Annotated in this window: 15 protein-coding genes; 6 read left to right on the top strand and 9 right to left on the bottom strand. The window is 73.7% G+C overall.

Annotation, left to right across the window (positions count from 1 at the left end):
- The first annotated feature begins 31 nt into the window (after positions 1 to 31).
- Complete coding sequence (locus ABZY44_RS15555) at positions 32 to 1,117, top strand: aminotransferase class V-fold PLP-dependent enzyme (protein WP_356653894.1); 1,086 nt, start codon at positions 32 to 34, stop codon at positions 1,115 to 1,117.
- 105 nt (positions 1,118 to 1,222) lie between these two features.
- Here ABZY44_RS15555 and ABZY44_RS15550 read toward each other — a convergent pair whose 3' ends face one another.
- The 8 genes from ABZY44_RS15550 to ABZY44_RS15515 all read right to left on the bottom strand — a co-directional run bounded on the left by ABZY44_RS15550 (position 1,223) and on the right by ABZY44_RS15515 (position 9,285).
- The gene (locus ABZY44_RS15550; protein ID WP_356653892.1) at positions 1,223 to 2,281 is read right to left on the bottom strand and encodes an aminotransferase class V-fold PLP-dependent enzyme; all 1,059 of its coding nucleotides are present in this window, start codon (positions 2,279 to 2,281) and stop codon (positions 1,223 to 1,225) included.
- Positions 2,282 to 2,426: 145 nt separating this feature from the next.
- Positions 2,427 to 3,137 carry a DsbA family oxidoreductase gene (locus ABZY44_RS15545; RefSeq protein ID WP_356653890.1) on the bottom strand — a complete coding sequence of 237 codons (711 nt, stop codon included), beginning with the start codon at positions 3,135 to 3,137 and terminating at the stop codon, positions 2,427 to 2,429.
- An 86-nt stretch (positions 3,138 to 3,223) separates the two neighbouring features.
- Positions 3,224 to 3,715, bottom strand: coding sequence for a GNAT family N-acetyltransferase (locus ABZY44_RS15540; RefSeq protein WP_356653888.1), 492 nt, complete (start codon positions 3,713 to 3,715; stop codon positions 3,224 to 3,226).
- Between the two features lie 100 nt (positions 3,716 to 3,815).
- Complete coding sequence (locus tag ABZY44_RS15535; protein ID WP_356653886.1) at positions 3,816 to 5,264, bottom strand: penicillin-binding transpeptidase domain-containing protein; 1,449 nt, start codon at positions 5,262 to 5,264, stop codon at positions 3,816 to 3,818.
- Between the two features lie 73 nt (positions 5,265 to 5,337).
- Positions 5,338 to 6,021, bottom strand: coding sequence for a response regulator transcription factor (locus ABZY44_RS15530; RefSeq protein WP_356653884.1), 684 nt, complete (start codon positions 6,019 to 6,021; stop codon positions 5,338 to 5,340).
- Complete coding sequence (locus ABZY44_RS15525) at positions 6,018 to 7,268, bottom strand: histidine kinase (RefSeq protein ID WP_356653882.1); 1,251 nt, start codon at positions 7,266 to 7,268, stop codon at positions 6,018 to 6,020. The genes ABZY44_RS15530 and ABZY44_RS15525 overlap by 4 nt, the downstream gene beginning before the upstream one ends.
- A 124-nt stretch (positions 7,269 to 7,392) precedes the next feature.
- A complete protein-coding gene (locus tag ABZY44_RS15520) occupies positions 7,393 to 8,397 on the bottom strand; it encodes a hypothetical protein (protein WP_356653880.1) in 1,005 nt (334 codons plus the stop codon).
- A gap of 102 nt (positions 8,398 to 8,499) precedes the next feature.
- Positions 8,500 to 9,285: an IclR family transcriptional regulator gene (locus ABZY44_RS15515; protein ID WP_356653878.1), complete on the bottom strand. Its 786-nt coding sequence runs from the start codon at positions 9,283 to 9,285 to the stop codon at positions 8,500 to 8,502.
- A gap of 178 nt (positions 9,286 to 9,463) precedes the next feature.
- On the opposite strand from ABZY44_RS15515, the gene ABZY44_RS15510 reads away from it, so the two are divergent.
- From ABZY44_RS15510 to ABZY44_RS15490, 5 genes are all read left to right on the top strand, one after another.
- Positions 9,464 to 10,996 (top strand): aldehyde dehydrogenase (NADP(+)), encoded by a 1,533-nt coding sequence (locus ABZY44_RS15510; protein ID WP_356653876.1) that lies wholly within the window; start codon positions 9,464 to 9,466, stop codon positions 10,994 to 10,996.
- A 153-nt stretch (positions 10,997 to 11,149) separates the two neighbouring features.
- Positions 11,150 to 12,394: a serine hydrolase domain-containing protein gene (locus ABZY44_RS15505; RefSeq protein ID WP_356653874.1), complete on the top strand. Its 1,245-nt coding sequence runs from the start codon at positions 11,150 to 11,152 to the stop codon at positions 12,392 to 12,394.
- 62 nt (positions 12,395 to 12,456) lie between these two features.
- Positions 12,457 to 12,675, top strand: a complete 219-nt coding sequence (locus ABZY44_RS15500) for a hypothetical protein (RefSeq protein ID WP_356653872.1) — start codon at positions 12,457 to 12,459, stop codon at positions 12,673 to 12,675.
- Positions 12,676 to 12,761: 86 nt separating this feature from the next.
- Positions 12,762 to 14,006 carry a TerD family protein gene (locus ABZY44_RS15495; RefSeq protein ID WP_356653870.1) on the top strand — a complete coding sequence of 415 codons (1,245 nt, stop codon included), beginning with the start codon at positions 12,762 to 12,764 and terminating at the stop codon, positions 14,004 to 14,006.
- 112 nt (positions 14,007 to 14,118) lie between these two features.
- The gene (locus ABZY44_RS15490; protein WP_356653868.1) at positions 14,119 to 14,289 is read left to right on the top strand and encodes a hypothetical protein; all 171 of its coding nucleotides are present in this window, start codon (positions 14,119 to 14,121) and stop codon (positions 14,287 to 14,289) included.
- 102 nt (positions 14,290 to 14,391) lie between these two features.
- Here the strand turns inward: ABZY44_RS15490 and ABZY44_RS15485 are convergent, their stop codons facing one another.
- A complete protein-coding gene (locus ABZY44_RS15485) occupies positions 14,392 to 15,831 on the bottom strand; it encodes an alkaline phosphatase PhoX (protein WP_356653866.1) in 1,440 nt (479 codons plus the stop codon).
- Positions 15,832 to 15,844: the final 13 nt, after the last annotated feature.

The raw sequence follows: 15,844 nt of genomic DNA, 5'->3' as shown, positions 1-15,844 counted from the left end.
CCGGGGCGACCCGGACGAAGAGAGCAGCAGCGTGAACCACCCCCTCCTTGACCTTCCGCCCCTCACCGCCGCGCGGTTCGCGTCGATCGAGCGGGGGGTCGCGGAGTTGCTGCGGACCCGGGCGGATGTGGTGATCACGCAGGGCGAGGCGCTGCTGCCGCTGGAGGGCTGCATCCGCTCGGGCGCTCGGCCGGGCGGGGCCGCGCTGAACGTGGTCACCGGCCCCTACGGGAACACCTTCGGCAACTGGCTGCGCGACTGCGGGACCACCGTGGTGGACCTGGCCGTCCCCTTCGACACGGCCGTGAGCGCCGCCGAGGTGGACCGGGCCCTGGCCGCGCACCCGCAGATCGACTTCGTCTCGCTGGTGCACGCGGAAGCGGCCACCGGCAACACCAACCCGGTCGCGGAGATCGGCGAGGCGGTACGGGCCCACGGGGCCCTGTTCATGCTGGACGCGGTGGCTTCGGTGGGGGCGGAGCCGCTGCTGCCGGACGAGTGGGGCGTGGACCTGTGCGTGATCGGCGCGCAGAAGGCGATGGGCGGCCCGGCCGGTGTCTCCGCCGTCTCGGTCTCGGAGCGCGCGTGGGCCCGTTTCGCCGAGAACCCGGCCGCCCCGAGGCGCTCGTACCTCTCCCTGCTGGACTGGAAGGAGCGCTGGATCGACGCCGGGCGCACGGCGCTGCCGCACGCTCCGGCGCAGCTGGAGATGCTGGCGCTGGAGGCCTGCCTGGACCGCATCGAGGCGGAGGGCCTGTCCGCCGTGACGGCCCGCCACGCGGCCGCCGCGGCGGCCACCCGCGCGGGCGCGGCGGCGCTGGGCATCGCCCCGTTCGTCGCCGAGGACGCGGCGGCCGCACCGGTGGCCACCACGCTGCGGGTCGCGGAGGCCTCAAGGGTGACGGCCCTGGCCCTGACGGCGGATCCCGCGGCTCCCCTCGCGGCGGGCGGGGGCGCACTGGCCGGCGAGATGATCCGGGTCAACCACTACGGCGCCGCGGCCGGCGCGGACTCCGTCCGATCCGCCCTGACGGCTCTGGCGACGGCCCTGTCCGTCTCCCCGGACCCCGCTCTCGAAGCGGCGACGGGGGCTTGGCGGGCGGCCCTCTCCTACTAGGCCGTCGCCGCGCCGCCCCGGCGTCGGGGCGCCGTGGCACCTGCCCCGGCCTCGTCGCCGCCCCGTCCCGCGCCGGGGGCGGCCGCCGTCCCGGTGCGTGAGGGGTCAGCCCGCGAGGACGTCCAGCAGCCGGTCCACGTCCGCCTCCGTGTTGTAGAGGTGGAAGGAGGCCCGCAGGTTGCCCGCGCGGGCGGCCGTGACGACGCCCGCGGCCAGGAGGGACGGCAGGCGGTCCGCCAGGCCCGGGACCGAGACGATCGGGGCGTCGCCGGGGACGGGTTCGAGGCCCAGGCGGGCGAGTCCGGCGCGGTAGCGGGCGGCCAGGGCGGTGTCGTGGGCGTGGACGGCGCCGATGCCGATCCGCTCGAGCAGGGCCAGCGCGGGCTCGGCCGCGTGGTAGCCGAGGAAGGCCGGGGACTCGTCGAAGCGCAGGGCCCCGTCGGCGAGTTGCCGCATCGGGCCGTAGGTGGCGTCCCACATGGACGCGGCGGCCACCCAGCCGGCGTGCAGCGGGGTCAGGGTGTGCTGGGCCTCTTCGGAGACGGTGAGGTACGAGACCCCGCGCGCCCCGAGCAGCCACTTGTACCCGGCGGTGACCGTGTATGCGTAGGGCGAGGCGTCGAAGGGCAGCCAGCCCACCGCGTGGGTGGCGTCGACCAGCATCCGCGCCCCGTGCGCGGCGGTCGCGGCGCGGACCGCCGCCAGGTCCGCCGTGCGCCCGTCCGCGGACTGCACGGCGCTCAGCGCGACCAGCGTCGTGTCCGGGCCGACGGCCTCGGCGATCGACTCCAGCGGGGCGAAGCGGACCTTGAGGTCCGCGCGCACCACGAAGGGGTTGATGACGGAGGCGAAATCGCCTTCGGGGCAGAGGACTTCGGATCCGGCCGGGAGCGCAGCGGAGATCAGGCCGACGTGGGTGGAGACGGCCGAGCCGACGGCCACCCGGTCCCGGGCCACGCCGACGAGGCGGGCGAACGCGTCCCGTACCCGGTTCACCCGGTCGAAGTCGCCGGAGCCCGCCGGGATTCCGGCGCCCGCCGCGTCGGCCAGCCGGTGGACCTCGGCCACGGCCGCGAGCGGCAGGACTCCGCAGGTGGCGGTGTTGAGGTAGGTGGTGGAGTGCGCGAACTCGGCGCGGACGGCTTCGGGCGACAGAAGATCCATGGCGTCCACTCTGCGCCAGGATCAACCCGCAGTCCATTCCCTGGTTTTGCGCACTGCACCAAAGAAACACTTATATGCGGCGATCGCCCCGACCCAGCCCGGCCCGAGCCGGGACCGGTCCCGGCTCGGTGCGCGGCAGGGCCGGTCAGGCCTGCGGTACCGCGCAGGCGCCGTCGGGCTCGCAGACCTCGCCGTCGGGGACGGCGGGCGCGAGCACCTCGCGGCCGGCCCAGGCCTGCTCCAGCGCACGGGTGAACACCTCGGCGGGCTGGCCGCCCGAGATGCCGTAGCGGCGGTCGAACACGAAGAACGGCACGGCGTTCGCGCCCAGTTCGGCCGCCTCGCGCTCGTCGGCCCGCACCTCGGCGGCGTAGGCGGAGTCGTCGGCCAGCACCGTGCGCGCCTCGGCCTCGTCCAGCCCGGCCTCGACGGCGAGCGCGACGAGGGTCTCGGAGTCGAAGACCGAGCGCTCCTCGGCGAAGTTGGCACGGTAGGCGAGGTCGAGCAGCTCCTCCTGGCGGCCGCGGGCGGCGGCCAGGTGCAGCAGGCGGTGGACGTCGAAGGTGTTGCCGTGGTCGCGGCCGTCGGTGCGGTACGTCAGCCCCTCGGCGCGGGCGCTCGCGGCGACGTGCTCCTCCATGCCCCGGGCCTCGTCGAGGGTGCGGCCGTACTTCTTGGCCAGCATCTCCAGGACGGGCGCCACCTCGCCCTTGGCGCTGTTCGGGTCGAGCTCGAAGGAGCGGAAGACGACCTCGATCTCGTCGCGGTGCGCGAACTCGGCCAGCCCCTTGGTGAAACGGGCCTTGCCGATGTAGCACCAGGGGCAAGCGATGTCGCTCCAGATCTCGACGCGCATGTTCCTTCTTCTCTCCGTGGTCCGGGGCACCCCGGGGACCGCCCGGGGAATGAACGGTTACGTGTTCAACCAACTGGGGTCCGGCCTCATTCCCCGGCGGGCTCCCGCACCGTGAGCCAGAGGATCCGGTGGGAGCCGGCCGGGGCTCCGGAGGTGTCGGGGACCCAGCCGTGGGCGGCGTAGAAGGCCTGGGCGCGCAGGTTGTGCTCGTAGACCTCCAGGCGGACCCTGCGGACGCCCGCGCGGCGCCAGGCGTCGAGGCAGGCCGCGTGCAGGGCGGCCCCGGTGCCCCGGCGCCAGTGCACGGGGTCCACGTGCAGTTGGGTGAGCGTGGTCTCGCCGTCGGCGGTGCGGAAGGCCGCCACGCCGGTGAGCTCGCCGTCCCGCTCGGCGCACAGCACACCGTCGCCGGCGCCCTCGCGGGCGACCGCCCGGGACCAGCCCTCGCGGCTGCGCTCCAGCTCGGCCGCGCCGCCGTAGGCCTCCTCGGGTATCCGGCCCCGGTAGTAGGTGGCGCGGGCCCGGGTGTGGAGGGCGGCGATGGCGTCGAGGTCGGCGGGGCGCGCTGTTCTGATCATGGGAAAGGAAACGCGCCGGGAACCCTCGCGGTTCCCGGCGCGCCTGCCGCGCCTTCGGCACGCTCCCGATTCGGCCACGCGTACGGGGCGGCCGGCGCGGCTATTTCTTCAGCCACGCCTCCATCATCTTCTGCGCGACGGGCGCGGCCAGCTTGCCGCCGCCGATCTCGGAGCGGTCGGTGTCCGACCGGTCGATCACGACGGCCACCACGATCTGCTTGCCGTTCAGCTTTCCGTACGAGGTGAACCAGGCGAGCGGCGAGATGCTGTTGTTCACGCCCCGCTGGGCGGTACCGGTCTTGGCGCCGACCTCGGCGCCCTGGACCAGCGCGTTCTTGCCGCCGCCCTCGGTGGCCACCGTGATCATGGCGTCCTGGATCATCGAGGCGGTCCTCGCGCTCATCACCTGCTCGGACTTCGGGTCCTTGAAGCTCTCCAGTACGTTGCCGTTGGAGTCGGTGACCTCGGAGACCTCGTACGGGGAGACCAGCTTGCCGCCGTTCTCGATCGCGGCCGCCACCATCGCCATCTGGAGCGGAGTGGCCTGGACGTCGAACTGGCCGATACCGCTCTGCGCGACCTGGTCGACCGACATCTTCTTCGACGGGTACTTGCTGGCCGGGCGCGCCTCGACGGGGATCTTCTGCACCGTGTTGAAGCCGAACTTCTCCGCCATCGCGCGCATCTTGTCCTGGCCCAGCGTGTGGGCGAACTCCGCGAAGACGTTGTTGCAGGACAGCTTCAGCGCGGTCCGGGGGGAGACGTTGTGGCACGCCGCGTCCCCCGCCTCGCTGGGCAGCTTGGTCCTCGTTCCGGGGATCGTGTAGTCGCCGGGGATCGACGTGGGCGTGTCGATGTTCGTGACCAGGCCGTTCTCGATGGCCGCGGCCAGGGTGACCAGCTTGAAGGTGGATCCGGGCGCCTGCGGCTTGCGCAGCGCCACGTTCTCCATCGCCCTGCCCTCGTCGGCGTTGAGTTCCTTCCAGGCCGCCTCGTCCGTGGCGCCCGTGATCCGGCCCGGGTCGAAGGAGGGGTTGTTCACGATGGCCAGGATCTCGCCGGTGGCGGGGTCGATGGCCACGGCGGAGCCCTGCTTGCCCTGGAGCGCGTCGTACCCGGCCTTCTGGACGGCGCTGTCGATCGTGGTCAGGACGTTGCCCGGGTCGGCGCGCTTGTTGGTGAGCGTGTCCATGATGCTCTTGAGCCGGGGGTCCGAGCCGTTGAGGACGTCCTTGTAGACGCCCTCCAGCATGCTGGAACCGTAGGCCTGCGAGCTGTACCCGGTGATCGGTCCGTACAGCGGGCCGTCGGTATAGGTCCGCTTGTACTGGAAGTCCCGCCCGCCCGTCTTCGTGGACCCGGTGACCGCCGACCCGCCCACGATGATGTTCCCCAACGGGTTCTCGTACTTCCCGATGAGGTTCCGCCGGTTGTTCTGGTCGTCTGCGAGGGCCTGGCCTTGGTACGCCTGCACCCAGGTGACCCGCACCAAAAGGGCCAGTACCAGGAGCAGACAGAAGACCGACGCTCGCCTGATCGTCTTGTTCATCCCCCAGAAGGACGTCCCAGCCGTCCCGGCCGTTCCGCTCTGCCCCGATTGTGGCGGAGTTCTCAGCTTTTCCTCATGCGGAACCCGTCCTCCTGAGGAACCCTCCCTCGTACGCCGCGATGACCGCCTGGGTGCGGTCCCGCGAGCCGGTCTTGGCCAGGACCGCGGCCACGTGCGTCTTGACCGTCTGCGGCCCGACGCCGAGGCGCCGGCTCACCTCGTGGTTGGAGAGGCCGGTGGCCATCAGCCGCAGTACGTCCGCCTCCCGGTCCGTGAGCCGGGCCACCCAGGGCGCGGGTGCGGGACCGGCCCCGGCCGGGACGCGGGCGGCGGCCAGGGAGCGGACGGCCGCCGGGAAGAGCAGCGAGTCGCCGCGGGCCACGAGCCGGACCGCGCCGGTCAGCTCGTCGGGCTCGGCCCGCTTGAGGAGGAACCCGGCGGCTCCCGCGCGCAGCGCGTCGTACACGTACGCGTCGTTCTCGAACGTGGTGACCACCACGATCCGGGGCGGCTCCGCCATGGTGGCGAGGATCCGCTCGATGGCCCGGATGCCGTCGACCTCCGGCATCCGGACGTCCATCAGCACCACGTCCGGGGCGAGGGCGCGCACCACCGTCACGGCCTCGGCGCCGGTGGCCGCCTCCCCGACGACCTCCATGTCGGGCTCGGCGTCGAGGATGACCCGCAGGGCGGTGCGGACCATCCGCTCGTCGTCGGCCACCACCACGCGCAGCGGCTCGCGCACCGGCGGGGTCATCGGGTCCCCCCGCCGAGCGGGAGGACGGCCCGCAGCCGCCACCGGCCTTCGTGCGGCCCGGCCTCGACGTGCCCGCCGAGCAGCACGGCCCGCTCGGTGGCCCCGCGCAGGCCCCGGCCCCCGGTGGTGCGGGCCTGCGGAACGGTGGTCCGTTCGTTCGTCATGGTGATCTCCAGTCGGGTGCGGCCGCCGCGTATCCGTACGAGGATCCGCAGGTCGACCGGGCCCGCCCCGTGCCGCAGGGCATTGGTCAGGCCTTCCTGAACGATCCGGTACGCCTCCCGCGAGACGATCGCCGGGAGCCGCTCCCAGTCCCCGGCCGGTCCCGGGTCCCGGCGGGCGGTGATCGGGATCCCGGAGGCCCGGCTTCGCTCCAGCAGCCCGTCGAGGTCGGCGGCGAGCGTCGGCCCGGCCGCGGACCTCCCTGCCCCGCCCGCCGGACCGCCCGCCGCACCATCCGCCGCACCATCCGCCGCACCGTCGCCGCCCGCGTCCCCGTCCCGCAGCAGGCCGAGGACGGCGTCCAGCTCCCCCACCGTGCGCCGCGTGGTGTCCTCGATCGCGGCCAGCGCGTCCCGTACGAAGCCGGGGTCGCTGTCGAGCACCCGCCGGGCGGCGGCCGCCTGGAGGGTGACCGCGCTCAGCGCGTGCCCGACCGCGTCGTGCAGCTCCCGCGCCAGGCGGCCGCGCACCGCCAGCTCGGCGGCCCGCTCCTCGGCGGCCGCCAGCCGGTCCGCCGCCGTCGGCCCGAGCAGCACGGGCGCCAGCCGGGCCAGCAGCGCCCCGGCCCCGGCGGCGCACAGGACCACCCCGGCCAGCAGCGCGACCCCGGCCAACGGGGCCAGGTACATCTGGGCCCCCGTACCGAACCGGCCGGGGCCGAGCGGCATCTCGCGCAGCGCGCTCACGAACGGCAGGGCGATCAGCACCACCGCCATGGGCGGGGCCGCCAGACTGATCCCGCTGACGAGCGCGCCGACCCCCAGGTGCAGGGTCCACCAGAGCGACGTCCGGCCCCGGGCCGCCCAGGTCCGCGCCGGCCCCTCGGCGAACCGCTCCCCCGGCACCCCGCACAGGGCCCGCGCAGCGGCGACCGCCATCGGCCGGACCAGTGCGAACAGCCCGGTGGCGGCGACGAGCGGCAGGGCGGCGGCGTAGGCGACGAGGCTGAGCGGCAGGGAGTCGAGCGCGTTGACCCCGCCGCAGACGGCGCCGACCACCACCTGTGTCAGCAGGAAGTACGGCATCAGCAGGGCCCCGCCGAGGATCAGATGGATCCATCGCAGAGGAGTCCGGCGCGGGAGCGAACGACGCCTCGGCCATGACCGGCCCGCCCGTGTCCGCCTCCCCGGCCCCTCCACGCCCGTCTCCTCAGACCGCGCGGCGGCCGGCGAGGAACCGGCCCGTGACGGCGGTCGCGAGGAGGGCGGTGACCATATGACCAGCGTAGATCAAGTAGGCCGCGGCGGTGGTCCGTTCGTGCGGGCCGGCGTCCTCGGCCGTGAAGGCGGCCAGCATCCACATCCCCCAGCACAGGGCCGCCGCCGACCCGGTCCACGCGACGGCCAGCGGCCACCCCGCCCGCCGGGTCCCGCCCGCGGCGAGCAGCACCGCGCCGGCAGCGGCGGTCAGCGCGCATATCCCGTGCACGGCGAAGCCCACGCCGATGTCCGAGGAGTACTGCGCGACCTGTTCCCCGGTGCGTCCTGCCGTGCCTCCGAAGGCCCAGTAGAACTGCGTCGCCGAGACCACGAGGGCCAGCGCCGCCGCGGCTCCCGCCACCACCCCCGTGGGTGACGGGAGCCGCGCGCCGAGGGGGCCTTGCCAGCGCCGTCCCCAACGCTCCCGCGCATAGGGCACGAACAGACCGGCCAGGGCGAGCGCCTGGACGATGAAGCCCGTATAGACGACATGGAAGACCCAAGGGTCGAGGAAGGGCTGCTGGGCCGCCCGCACGGCCGCGTCCGGGCCCAGGCCCAGCGCTCTCAGAAGGAGTTGGCCGGGGAAGGCGAGGCCTATGGGCGTGAGGAGGCCGGTGGCGACGAAGGCCGGGACGACCAGCAGCCACGACGGCACCCGCGCGCCCCAGGGTCTGGTGAGCACCAGCACGAGCGCGATCACGGCGGCGTCCATGAGCACCGTGACGGCATTCGCCACGATGACGAACGGCCGGGGCTCCAGCAGCATGCTGCCCGTCGGTATCCCGAGGTGACTCCCGGCCAGCCAGGCGGTCTTCAGCGTCAGGTAGGGGACGGTGGCGGCGACGGCGGCCGCGGCCAGGACCTTGCGCCCGGCCCCCGGGCGGTGGGAGGGCGGCGGTGCTTCGTCGTGCGTCGGCCGCGGGGAGCGCCGCGTCCGAACGGCTCGTGTGGTCATGACCCAACGGTCCCGTGTCCGCGCGCCCGCCACCTCCCCCCTGAAGGGGAACCGCCTCCCCCGCGCGGGGGAGGAACCATGCCCTCCGCGCGCCACCCGCGCCTACATCCGGCGCGTCACCACCGACAGCCGGTCCCGGGCCTCGAACAGCGCTGCCTTGATGACCTGCTCGTGGCCCGGCGTCAGCCGCGCCACCGGCACCGAGCAGCTCACCGCGTCCCGTGCCGGCGTGCGGTACGGCACCGCCACCCCGAAGCAGCGCAGTCCGAGGGTGTTCTCCTCCCGGTCCACCGCGTACCCCTGCTCGCGCACCAGCGCCAGCTCCTCGATGAGCCGTTCCCGGTCGGTGACGGTGTGCTCGGTGACGGATTCCAGCCGCCGCGGCAGCAGCCCCCGTACCTCCTCGTCGGTGTGCGTGGCCAGCAGCGCCTTGCCGAGCGCCGTCGAGTGCACCGGCAGCCGCCGGCCGACCCGGGTGAACGGCCGCAGGTAGTGCTGGGACTGCCGGGTGGCGAGGTAGACCACGCTCGTCCCGTCCATCCGGGCCAGGTGGATGGTCTCCGTCGTGTCGTCGGAGAGCCGGTCCAGCGTCGGCCGCGCCGCCGCGACGACCTCGTCCCCGTCGATGTACGAGCTGCCGACGAGCAGCGCCCGTACGCCGATGCCGTACCGCGTGCCCGTCGCGTCCGTCTCGACCCAGCCCAGGTTCACCAGGGTCCGCAGCAGCATGTAGAGGCTGGACTTGGGCAGGGAGAGGTCGCTCTGGATGTCGGCCAGGCTGTGCAGTCCCGGCCGTGACGCGAAGTGTTCCAGCAACAGGACCGTGCGTACCGCCGATTTGACGGCCGCAGGTGCGCCCGAGCCCCCCGACTCAGCTGTCGTCGTCATGCGCCTTCGTGCCCCTCTGTCGCTCGCTCGGCTCCCGCGCGTTCCGGTTCGTCGCTTGTCAACCCGGAAGGCGTGGAAATAGAGTCCACGGTGGATGTGATCATTCATCCACCGGAACGGCGTTCACCATACTGAACGCGACCGCGCGGGTCAGCGGAGATCCAGGAGGCAGTTCGCCATGGCAGCAACACCAGTCTGGAGTGTGGACCCCCGCACCGGGAAGCAGCGTGAGCAGGTTGCGGTGGAGGCCACACCCCGGGAGGTGGACGAAGCCGTGCGCGCGGCCCACGCCGCCCGCGGCGCCCTCGCCGACGCGACCGCCCGCGCCGCCTTCCTGCGCGCGGCCGCCGCACTCCTCGACGAGGCCGTCGCCCACGTCGTCGAGGCCGCCGACGCCGAGACCGCGCTCGGCCCCGGCCGGCTCACCGGCGAGCTGGCCCGCACCACCGGCCAGCTGCGCGCCTTCGCCGACGCCGTGGAGGAGGGCTCCTACCTCGACGTCCGCATCGACCGCGCCGATCCCGCCTCCGCCCCGCCCCGCCCCGAACTGCGCCGCTACAAGGTGCCGCTGGGCGTGGTCGCGGTCTACGCCGCGTCCAACTTCCCGCTGGCCTTCTCCGTCCCCGGCGGGGACACCGCCAGCGCGCTGGCCGCCGGCTGCCCGGTGGTGGTCAAGGCCCACCCCGACCACCCCGCCACCTCCGAGCTGTGCGCCTCGCTGCTGCGCCGGGCGGCCGTCGCCGCTGGGCTGCCGGCCGAAGTGGTCGCCGTGGTGCACGGGTTCGACGCGGGCCTCGAGCTGATCCGGCACCCACTGGTCACCGCCGCCGGGTTCACCGGCTCCATCCGCGGCGGCCGGGCCCTGTTCGACGCCGCGTCCGCACGGCCCGTTCCGATCCCCTTCCACGGGGAACTGGGCTCCTTGAACCCCGTCGTGGTCACCCCCGCGGCGGCCGCCGAGCGCGCCGAGGAGATCGGAGCAGGGCTGGCGGGTTCGGTCACGCTCGGCGTCGGCCAGTTCTGCGTCAAGCCCGGGCTGGTCCTCGTACCCGAAGGAGCGGACGGCGACCGGGTCGCCGGCGCGCTCACCAAGGCGCTCGGGGAGACCGAGCCGGGGGTGCTGCTCGATCACCGGATGCGGGAGAACTTCGTCGCCGGGGTGCGCGAGCGGGCCGCGCTGCCCGGGGTGGACGTGCCCGTCACCCCCGGCTCCGGGGGCGAGCACACCGTCGGAGCGGGCTACCTGAGCGTGCCGGCGCGGACCCTCCTGGAGGGAGGGCCCTACGAGGTCCTCCTGGAGGAGTGCTTCGGCCCCGTCACCGTGCTCGCCCGGTACGCCGGCCAGGACGAGGCGGCCGCCCTGCTCGGCCGGCTCCCCGGGAACCTCACCGCGACCCTCCAGCTGTCGGCGGCCGAGACCGACGGCGGCCCGGGGCCCGCGGCGGAGCTGCTCTCCCAGGCCACGACGCTGGCCGGCCGGGTCGTGGTCAACGGCTGGCCGACCGGTGTCGCGGTGGCCCCGGCCCAGCACCACGGCGGCCCCTACCCGGCGGCGACCTCGCACTCCACCTCCGTCGGCGGCACGGCGATCGAGCGCTGGTTGCGGCCGGTGGCCTACCAGTCGGTCCCGGACGCCCTGCTCCCGCCGGAGCTGCGGGAGGCCAACCCGCTGGGGCTGCCGCGCCGGGTCACGGGCGACCTGCCCGCCTAGTGCCGTGACCGGGCGGGCACGGGCCACCTGAGGGGCGGGCCGGGGCGGGACCGGCCGGCCCGCCCCTCTGCCGCGCGGGCGACCGGTCGGGGGCGGGCCTACGCTGGTGGCCTGTGCTGTCGCCCTGGTCCCCGTACGACAGGAGGCCTTGCCGTGAAGCCGCAACGGATTCGGCTGCGCTGGGCCTGTGCGGCCGCCGCAGCCGCGGGTCTCCTGCTCGCCCCGGCCGCCGCGGGCTCCGCGTACGGGGCGAGCGCCCCGCCGCCCTCCGCCTCCGCCGCTCCGTCCGCCCCCTCCCCCTCCCCCGGCACCGGCTCCGACTTCCCCCGGCTCACGCCGGCCGTCGCGGCGCAGCTGGACGCGGCCGTCCGCCAGGTCATGCGCGAGACGGGGGTGCCGGGCGTGACGGTGGGCCTGTGGGCCCCCGGCAAGGGAAGCTACGTGAAGAGCTTCGGCGTGGCGGACAAGGTGACCGGAGCGCCCATGAAGCCCGGTCTGAACATGCGGATCGGCAGCGAGACCAAGACGTTCACGGTCACCGCCCTCCTCCAACTGGTCGACCAGGGGAAGATCGGCCTGGACGACCCGATCGGCACGTACGTCACCGGCGTCCCGAACGGGGACCGCATCACCCTGCGCCAACTGGCCGGCATGCGCAGCGGGCTCTACAACTACAGCGAGGACGAAGACTTCGACAAGCGGCTCGACACGGGCTCCGAACGCCCCTTCACGCCGCAGGAGTTGCTGGACTACTCGTTCAAGCACCCGGTGCGGTTCGCGCCGGGCGAGCAGTTCGAGTACTCCAACACGAACCTGATCCTGATCGGCCTGCTGATCGAGAAGGTCACCGGCCGCCCCCTCCACGAGGTCATCCAGAAGGACGTGCTGGAGCCGGCCGGGCTGCACCACACGGTCTTCCCGACCGGTGCCGAGTTCCCCGAACCGCACGCGCACGGCTACACCGATCAGTCGGCCTCGGGCAAGATCGTGGACTCGACCGACTGGAACCCCTCCTGGGGCTGGGCCGCCGGAGCGATCATCTCCGACCTCCAGGACCTGCGCAGCTGGTCCCGCACCCTCGCCACCGGGACGCTCCTGACACCCGCGACGCAGGCGCAGCGCCTGAAGACCTCCCCGGTCGGCATCCCCGGCGCCGGGTACGGGCTGGGCATCTTCGACGTCCAGGGCTGGATCGGGCACAACGGCTCGCTGCCCGGGTACGAGAGCCTGGCCGTCTACCTGCCCGGGGCGCGGGCGACCCTGGTCGGCCTCCTCAACACCGACGTGCTGCACGACGGCAAGGAGCCCAGCGCGTTCTTCGGCGAGGCGGTGACCGCGATCGTGACCCCCGACCACGTCTACCCCGGCCACAAGGTGTCCGTGCCCAGGAGCCGCTGACACGGCACGCCGGACGGTTAATTGCGTTGCCGCCCCACGCCGGGCGCGGCACTCTGCCTCCCATGCCGAAACCGCACGGATTCTCGTACGAACAACTGGGCGACCACGTCGCCATCACCCACCGGGGCCGCTCCGCGACCACGCTCCGGGGCGCCCGGGCCGAGAAGTTCCTGGCCGAGGTCGAGGCCGGTGACGCGCAGCTGGTGATGGCCCGCTGGACGGGCGCCTACAAGTTCGGCAACGAGCGGACGGCCCGGAACCACCCGCGCAACCGGGGCTGAGCGGACGCCCGCGCGCGGGTCCGCGCGCGCCGAAATCCCGGGCGAAAGCAAGGGAACGGCAAAGCGACCTCGGTCGTTCACCGGGCATGACCGCTATGACCCCTGGTTCCAATCTGCCGCTCAACACCGTCCGCGTGACGGTCGACGTGGCTGCCCCGGTGCGGCTCGACGTGTCCGGGCTGCTCCTCGCCGCCGACGGCAAGGTGCGTTCCGACGCAGATTTCATCTTCTTCAACCAGCCGGCCGGCCCCGGCGTCAGCTACCGCTCCGGCGGCGGCACGACCCCGGACTCGATCACCGTGGACACCGCCGCGCTCCCGCCGGGGATCGAGCGGATCGTGATCACCGCCAGTCCGGACGCGGCCGGACAGTCCTTCCAGGGCATCGAGCCCACCGCCACCGTGCGGGACGCGGTCGGCGGATCCGTGATCGCCACCTTCACCCCGCCGCAGCTCGGCACGGAGACCGCCCTGGTGGTCGTCGAGGTCTACCAGCGCGGCGGCGTCTGGAAGGTCCGCGCGGTCGGCCAGGGGTACGCGAACGGCCTCGCCGGTATCGCGACCGACTTCGGGGTCTCGGTGGAGGACGAGCCGGCTCCCGCCCCGGTCGCCGCGCCCGCCGCCCCGCCCGTGCCGCCGGCTCCGCCGGCGCCGCCCGTCCACCCGGTCTCCCCCTGGCTCGGCGGCCAGACGCCCGCGGCGCCCCCGGCGCCCGCCCCGGCCCCCGCTGCGCAGGCCCCCGCCCCGGGCGCCGGAAAGATCAACCTGGACAAGGGCCGGGTGAACCTCCAGAAGAACCAGACCGTCTCCCTGGTCAAGGGCGGCCGCCCGCTCCTCTCCCAGGTCAAGATGGGTCTCGGCTGGGAGCCGGCCTTCGGCGGCCGGGACATCGACCTCGACGCCTCCGTCATCGCGTACGGCCCGCAGCGCAACCACATCGACAGCTGCTACTTCGGCAAGCTGTCGATCCTCGGCGGGTCCGTCAAGCACTCCGGCGACAACCTCACCGGCGAGGGTGCAGGCGACGACGAGGTGATCGTCGTGGACCTCGGCCGGCTCCCCGCCGACACCACGGGCCTGGTCTTCACGGTCAACTCCTTCTCCGGGCAGAAGTTCTCCGAGGTGGCCAAGGCCTACTGCCGCCTGATCGACGCCGCGAGCGGCGAGGAGCTGGTGCGCTTCGACCTCACCGGCGCCGAACCGCAGACGGGCGTCATGATGGCCAAGTTGATCAAGCAGTTCTCCGGCGAATGGGAGATGACGGCCATCGGCGAATTTGTGAAGTCGCGCACAGTGCGGGGCATGGTCAAGCCGGCCGCCCAGGCACTCTGAGCAGGTGAGCGGGCACATGGAGCGACCGTGCGCCGCTCCGGAGCGTGCCGGGTGATTGATTCCACCCTGAAAGCGGAGGTCTCTGTCAGTGCCCACCCGTAGCCTTGGAACCATGCACCAGACACTCCAGCCCGCGGGACCCGACCGCCCGTCCGCCGCCGAGGCGAACGAGGCGATCCGGCGACTCGTCGAGAGCCGGGTGGACGGCGAGTGGCCCTCCGAGGCGTACGAGTTCCTCCTCGAGGAATGGGCCGCGGCCAGCCACGCCGAGGACTCCCCCTAGCCGGACCCGCAGGACGACCGCCGCAACGCATGACATGAGAGAGCCGCCGGGGCCCGTGGGCCCGGCGGCTCTCTCGTGCCTGGGCCTGTGGGCCCCGCGGTCTCAGTGCGCGCGCCGCCACGGGCCCGTGATGGCCAGCATGATGCCCGGGTCCTGGATGTTGGCGAACAGCGTCCGCTCGTCCGGGGAGAAGCAGACCCCGGTGAACTCCGAGTACTCCGGCTCCTCGGCCGTGCCCATGTTCATCTCGTTGCGGGCCAGCGGGTACGTGCGCCCCGACTCGGTCGCGCCGAACAGGTGCTGCAGGCCCGAGCCGTCCTCCGCGATGACCAGTCCGCCGTACGGGGAGACCGTGATGTTGTCGGGGCCGTCGTAGCCGCCGTCCACCGTCGTGTCGGCGTTCACCCCCATCAGGACCATCAGCCGGACGGTGCGCCGCTTGGCGTCGTAGAACCACACCTGGCCGTCGTGCGCCACGCCCGGGCTCTCCTCACGGGCGTAGGAGGAGACGAAGTACGCCCCGCCGTCGGCCCACCACATGCCCTCCAGCTTGCGGGCGCGGGTCACGGCCGAGGCCCCGAACTGCTTGCGCACGGGCACGGTGCGCGCGTCGCGGTCTGCGACCGGCACCCAGTCGACCCCGTAGGTGGTGCCGATCTTCGTCGCCCGCGAGAGGTCGTCGACGAACCGGCCGGAGCTGTCGAAACACTTGGCGGCCGCCAGCACGCCGGCGTCGTCGGCGAGCGTACGGAGCTTGCCGCGCCCGTGCCGGAAGCCGCTCGGCGGGGTCCAGCGGTAGAGCAGGCCGTTGGGACCGGAGGCGTCCTCGGTCAGATAGGCGTGGCCCTGGCGCGGGTCGATGACCACGGCCTCGTGCGCGTACCGCCCGAAGGCCTTGACGGGCTTCGGGGCCCGATTGGCGCGGCGGTCGTGCGGGTCCACCTCGAAGACGTAGCCATGGTCCTTGGTCATCCCGTTCTTGCCGGCCAGGTCCTCGGTCTCCTCGCAGGTCAGCCAGGTGTCCCAGGGGGTCGCGCCGCCCGCACAGTTGGTCGACGTGCCGGCGACGCCGACCCATTCGGCGACCTCGCCGCCCCGGCGGACCTCGACGACCGTGCAGCCGCCTGCCGCGGCCGGGTCGTAGACCAGGCCCTCGGCGAGCGGGACGGGGTGCGCCCAGCCCGAGCGCGGGCCCTTCAGCTCGTGGTTGTTGACGAGGAGGGTGACTCCCCGGTGGCCCTCGAAGGCGGCCGTACCGTCGTGGTTGGACGGGGTGCTCTCGCCGGAGTCGAGCTTCGTGACGCCACTGTGGGTGATCACCCTGTAGGTGAATCCCGCGGGGAGGGCCAGGATGCCGGCCGGGTCCGGGACGAGCGGGCCGTAGCCGGGAACGCGCGGGTGGCCGTGGCCGCCCTGCGACGCGCCGTCGTCGGCGGCGAGGGCACCAGGGGCGGTGGCGAGTGCGCCGACCGTTCCCGTGAGGGCGACTCCCGCCCCGGCGAGGACGGTGCGGGCGGTGAAGTCTCTGCGGCTGAGCGGCATCTGGTCTCCAGGG

Source organism: Streptomyces sp. NPDC006544, from assembly GCF_040611715.1.
In the GTDB taxonomy this organism is placed as follows: domain Bacteria; phylum Actinomycetota; class Actinomycetes; order Streptomycetales; family Streptomycetaceae; genus Streptomyces.
This window is presented reverse-complemented; position numbering and strand designations above follow the sequence as displayed.

What these genes read in the sequence shown, in the direction of transcription:
- ABZY44_RS15500 (WP_356653872.1), top strand. Translation starts at nt 12,457, where the DNA reads ATGCCGAAACCGCACGGATTCTCGTACGAACAACTGGGCGACCACGTC.
- ABZY44_RS15525 (WP_356653882.1), bottom strand. Translation starts at nt 7,268, where the DNA reads ATGCCGTACTTCCTGCTGACACAGGTGGTGGTCGGCGCCGTCTGCGGC.
- ABZY44_RS15490 (WP_356653868.1), top strand. Translation starts at nt 14,119, where the DNA reads ATGCACCAGACACTCCAGCCCGCGGGACCCGACCGCCCGTCCGCCGCC.
- ABZY44_RS15485 (WP_356653866.1), bottom strand. Translation starts at nt 15,831, where the DNA reads ATGCCGCTCAGCCGCAGAGACTTCACCGCCCGCACCGTCCTCGCCGGG.
- ABZY44_RS15540 (WP_356653888.1), bottom strand. Translation starts at nt 3,715, where the DNA reads ATGATCAGAACAGCGCGCCCCGCCGACCTCGACGCCATCGCCGCCCTC.
- ABZY44_RS15515 (WP_356653878.1), bottom strand. Translation starts at nt 9,285, where the DNA reads ATGACGACGACAGCTGAGTCGGGGGGCTCGGGCGCACCTGCGGCCGTC.
- ABZY44_RS15550 (WP_356653892.1), bottom strand. Translation starts at nt 2,281, where the DNA reads ATGGATCTTCTGTCGCCCGAAGCCGTCCGCGCCGAGTTCGCGCACTCC.
- ABZY44_RS15495 (WP_356653870.1), top strand. Translation starts at nt 12,762, where the DNA reads ATGACCGCTATGACCCCTGGTTCCAATCTGCCGCTCAACACCGTCCGC.
- ABZY44_RS15535 (WP_356653886.1), bottom strand. Translation starts at nt 5,264, where the DNA reads ATGAACAAGACGATCAGGCGAGCGTCGGTCTTCTGTCTGCTCCTGGTA.
- ABZY44_RS15520 (WP_356653880.1), bottom strand. Translation starts at nt 8,397, where the DNA reads ATGACCACACGAGCCGTTCGGACGCGGCGCTCCCCGCGGCCGACGCAC.
- ABZY44_RS15510 (WP_356653876.1), top strand. Translation starts at nt 9,464, where the DNA reads ATGGCAGCAACACCAGTCTGGAGTGTGGACCCCCGCACCGGGAAGCAG.
- ABZY44_RS15545 (WP_356653890.1), bottom strand. Translation starts at nt 3,137, where the DNA reads ATGCGCGTCGAGATCTGGAGCGACATCGCTTGCCCCTGGTGCTACATC.
- ABZY44_RS15530 (WP_356653884.1), bottom strand. Translation starts at nt 6,021, where the DNA reads ATGACCCCGCCGGTGCGCGAGCCGCTGCGCGTGGTGGTGGCCGACGAC.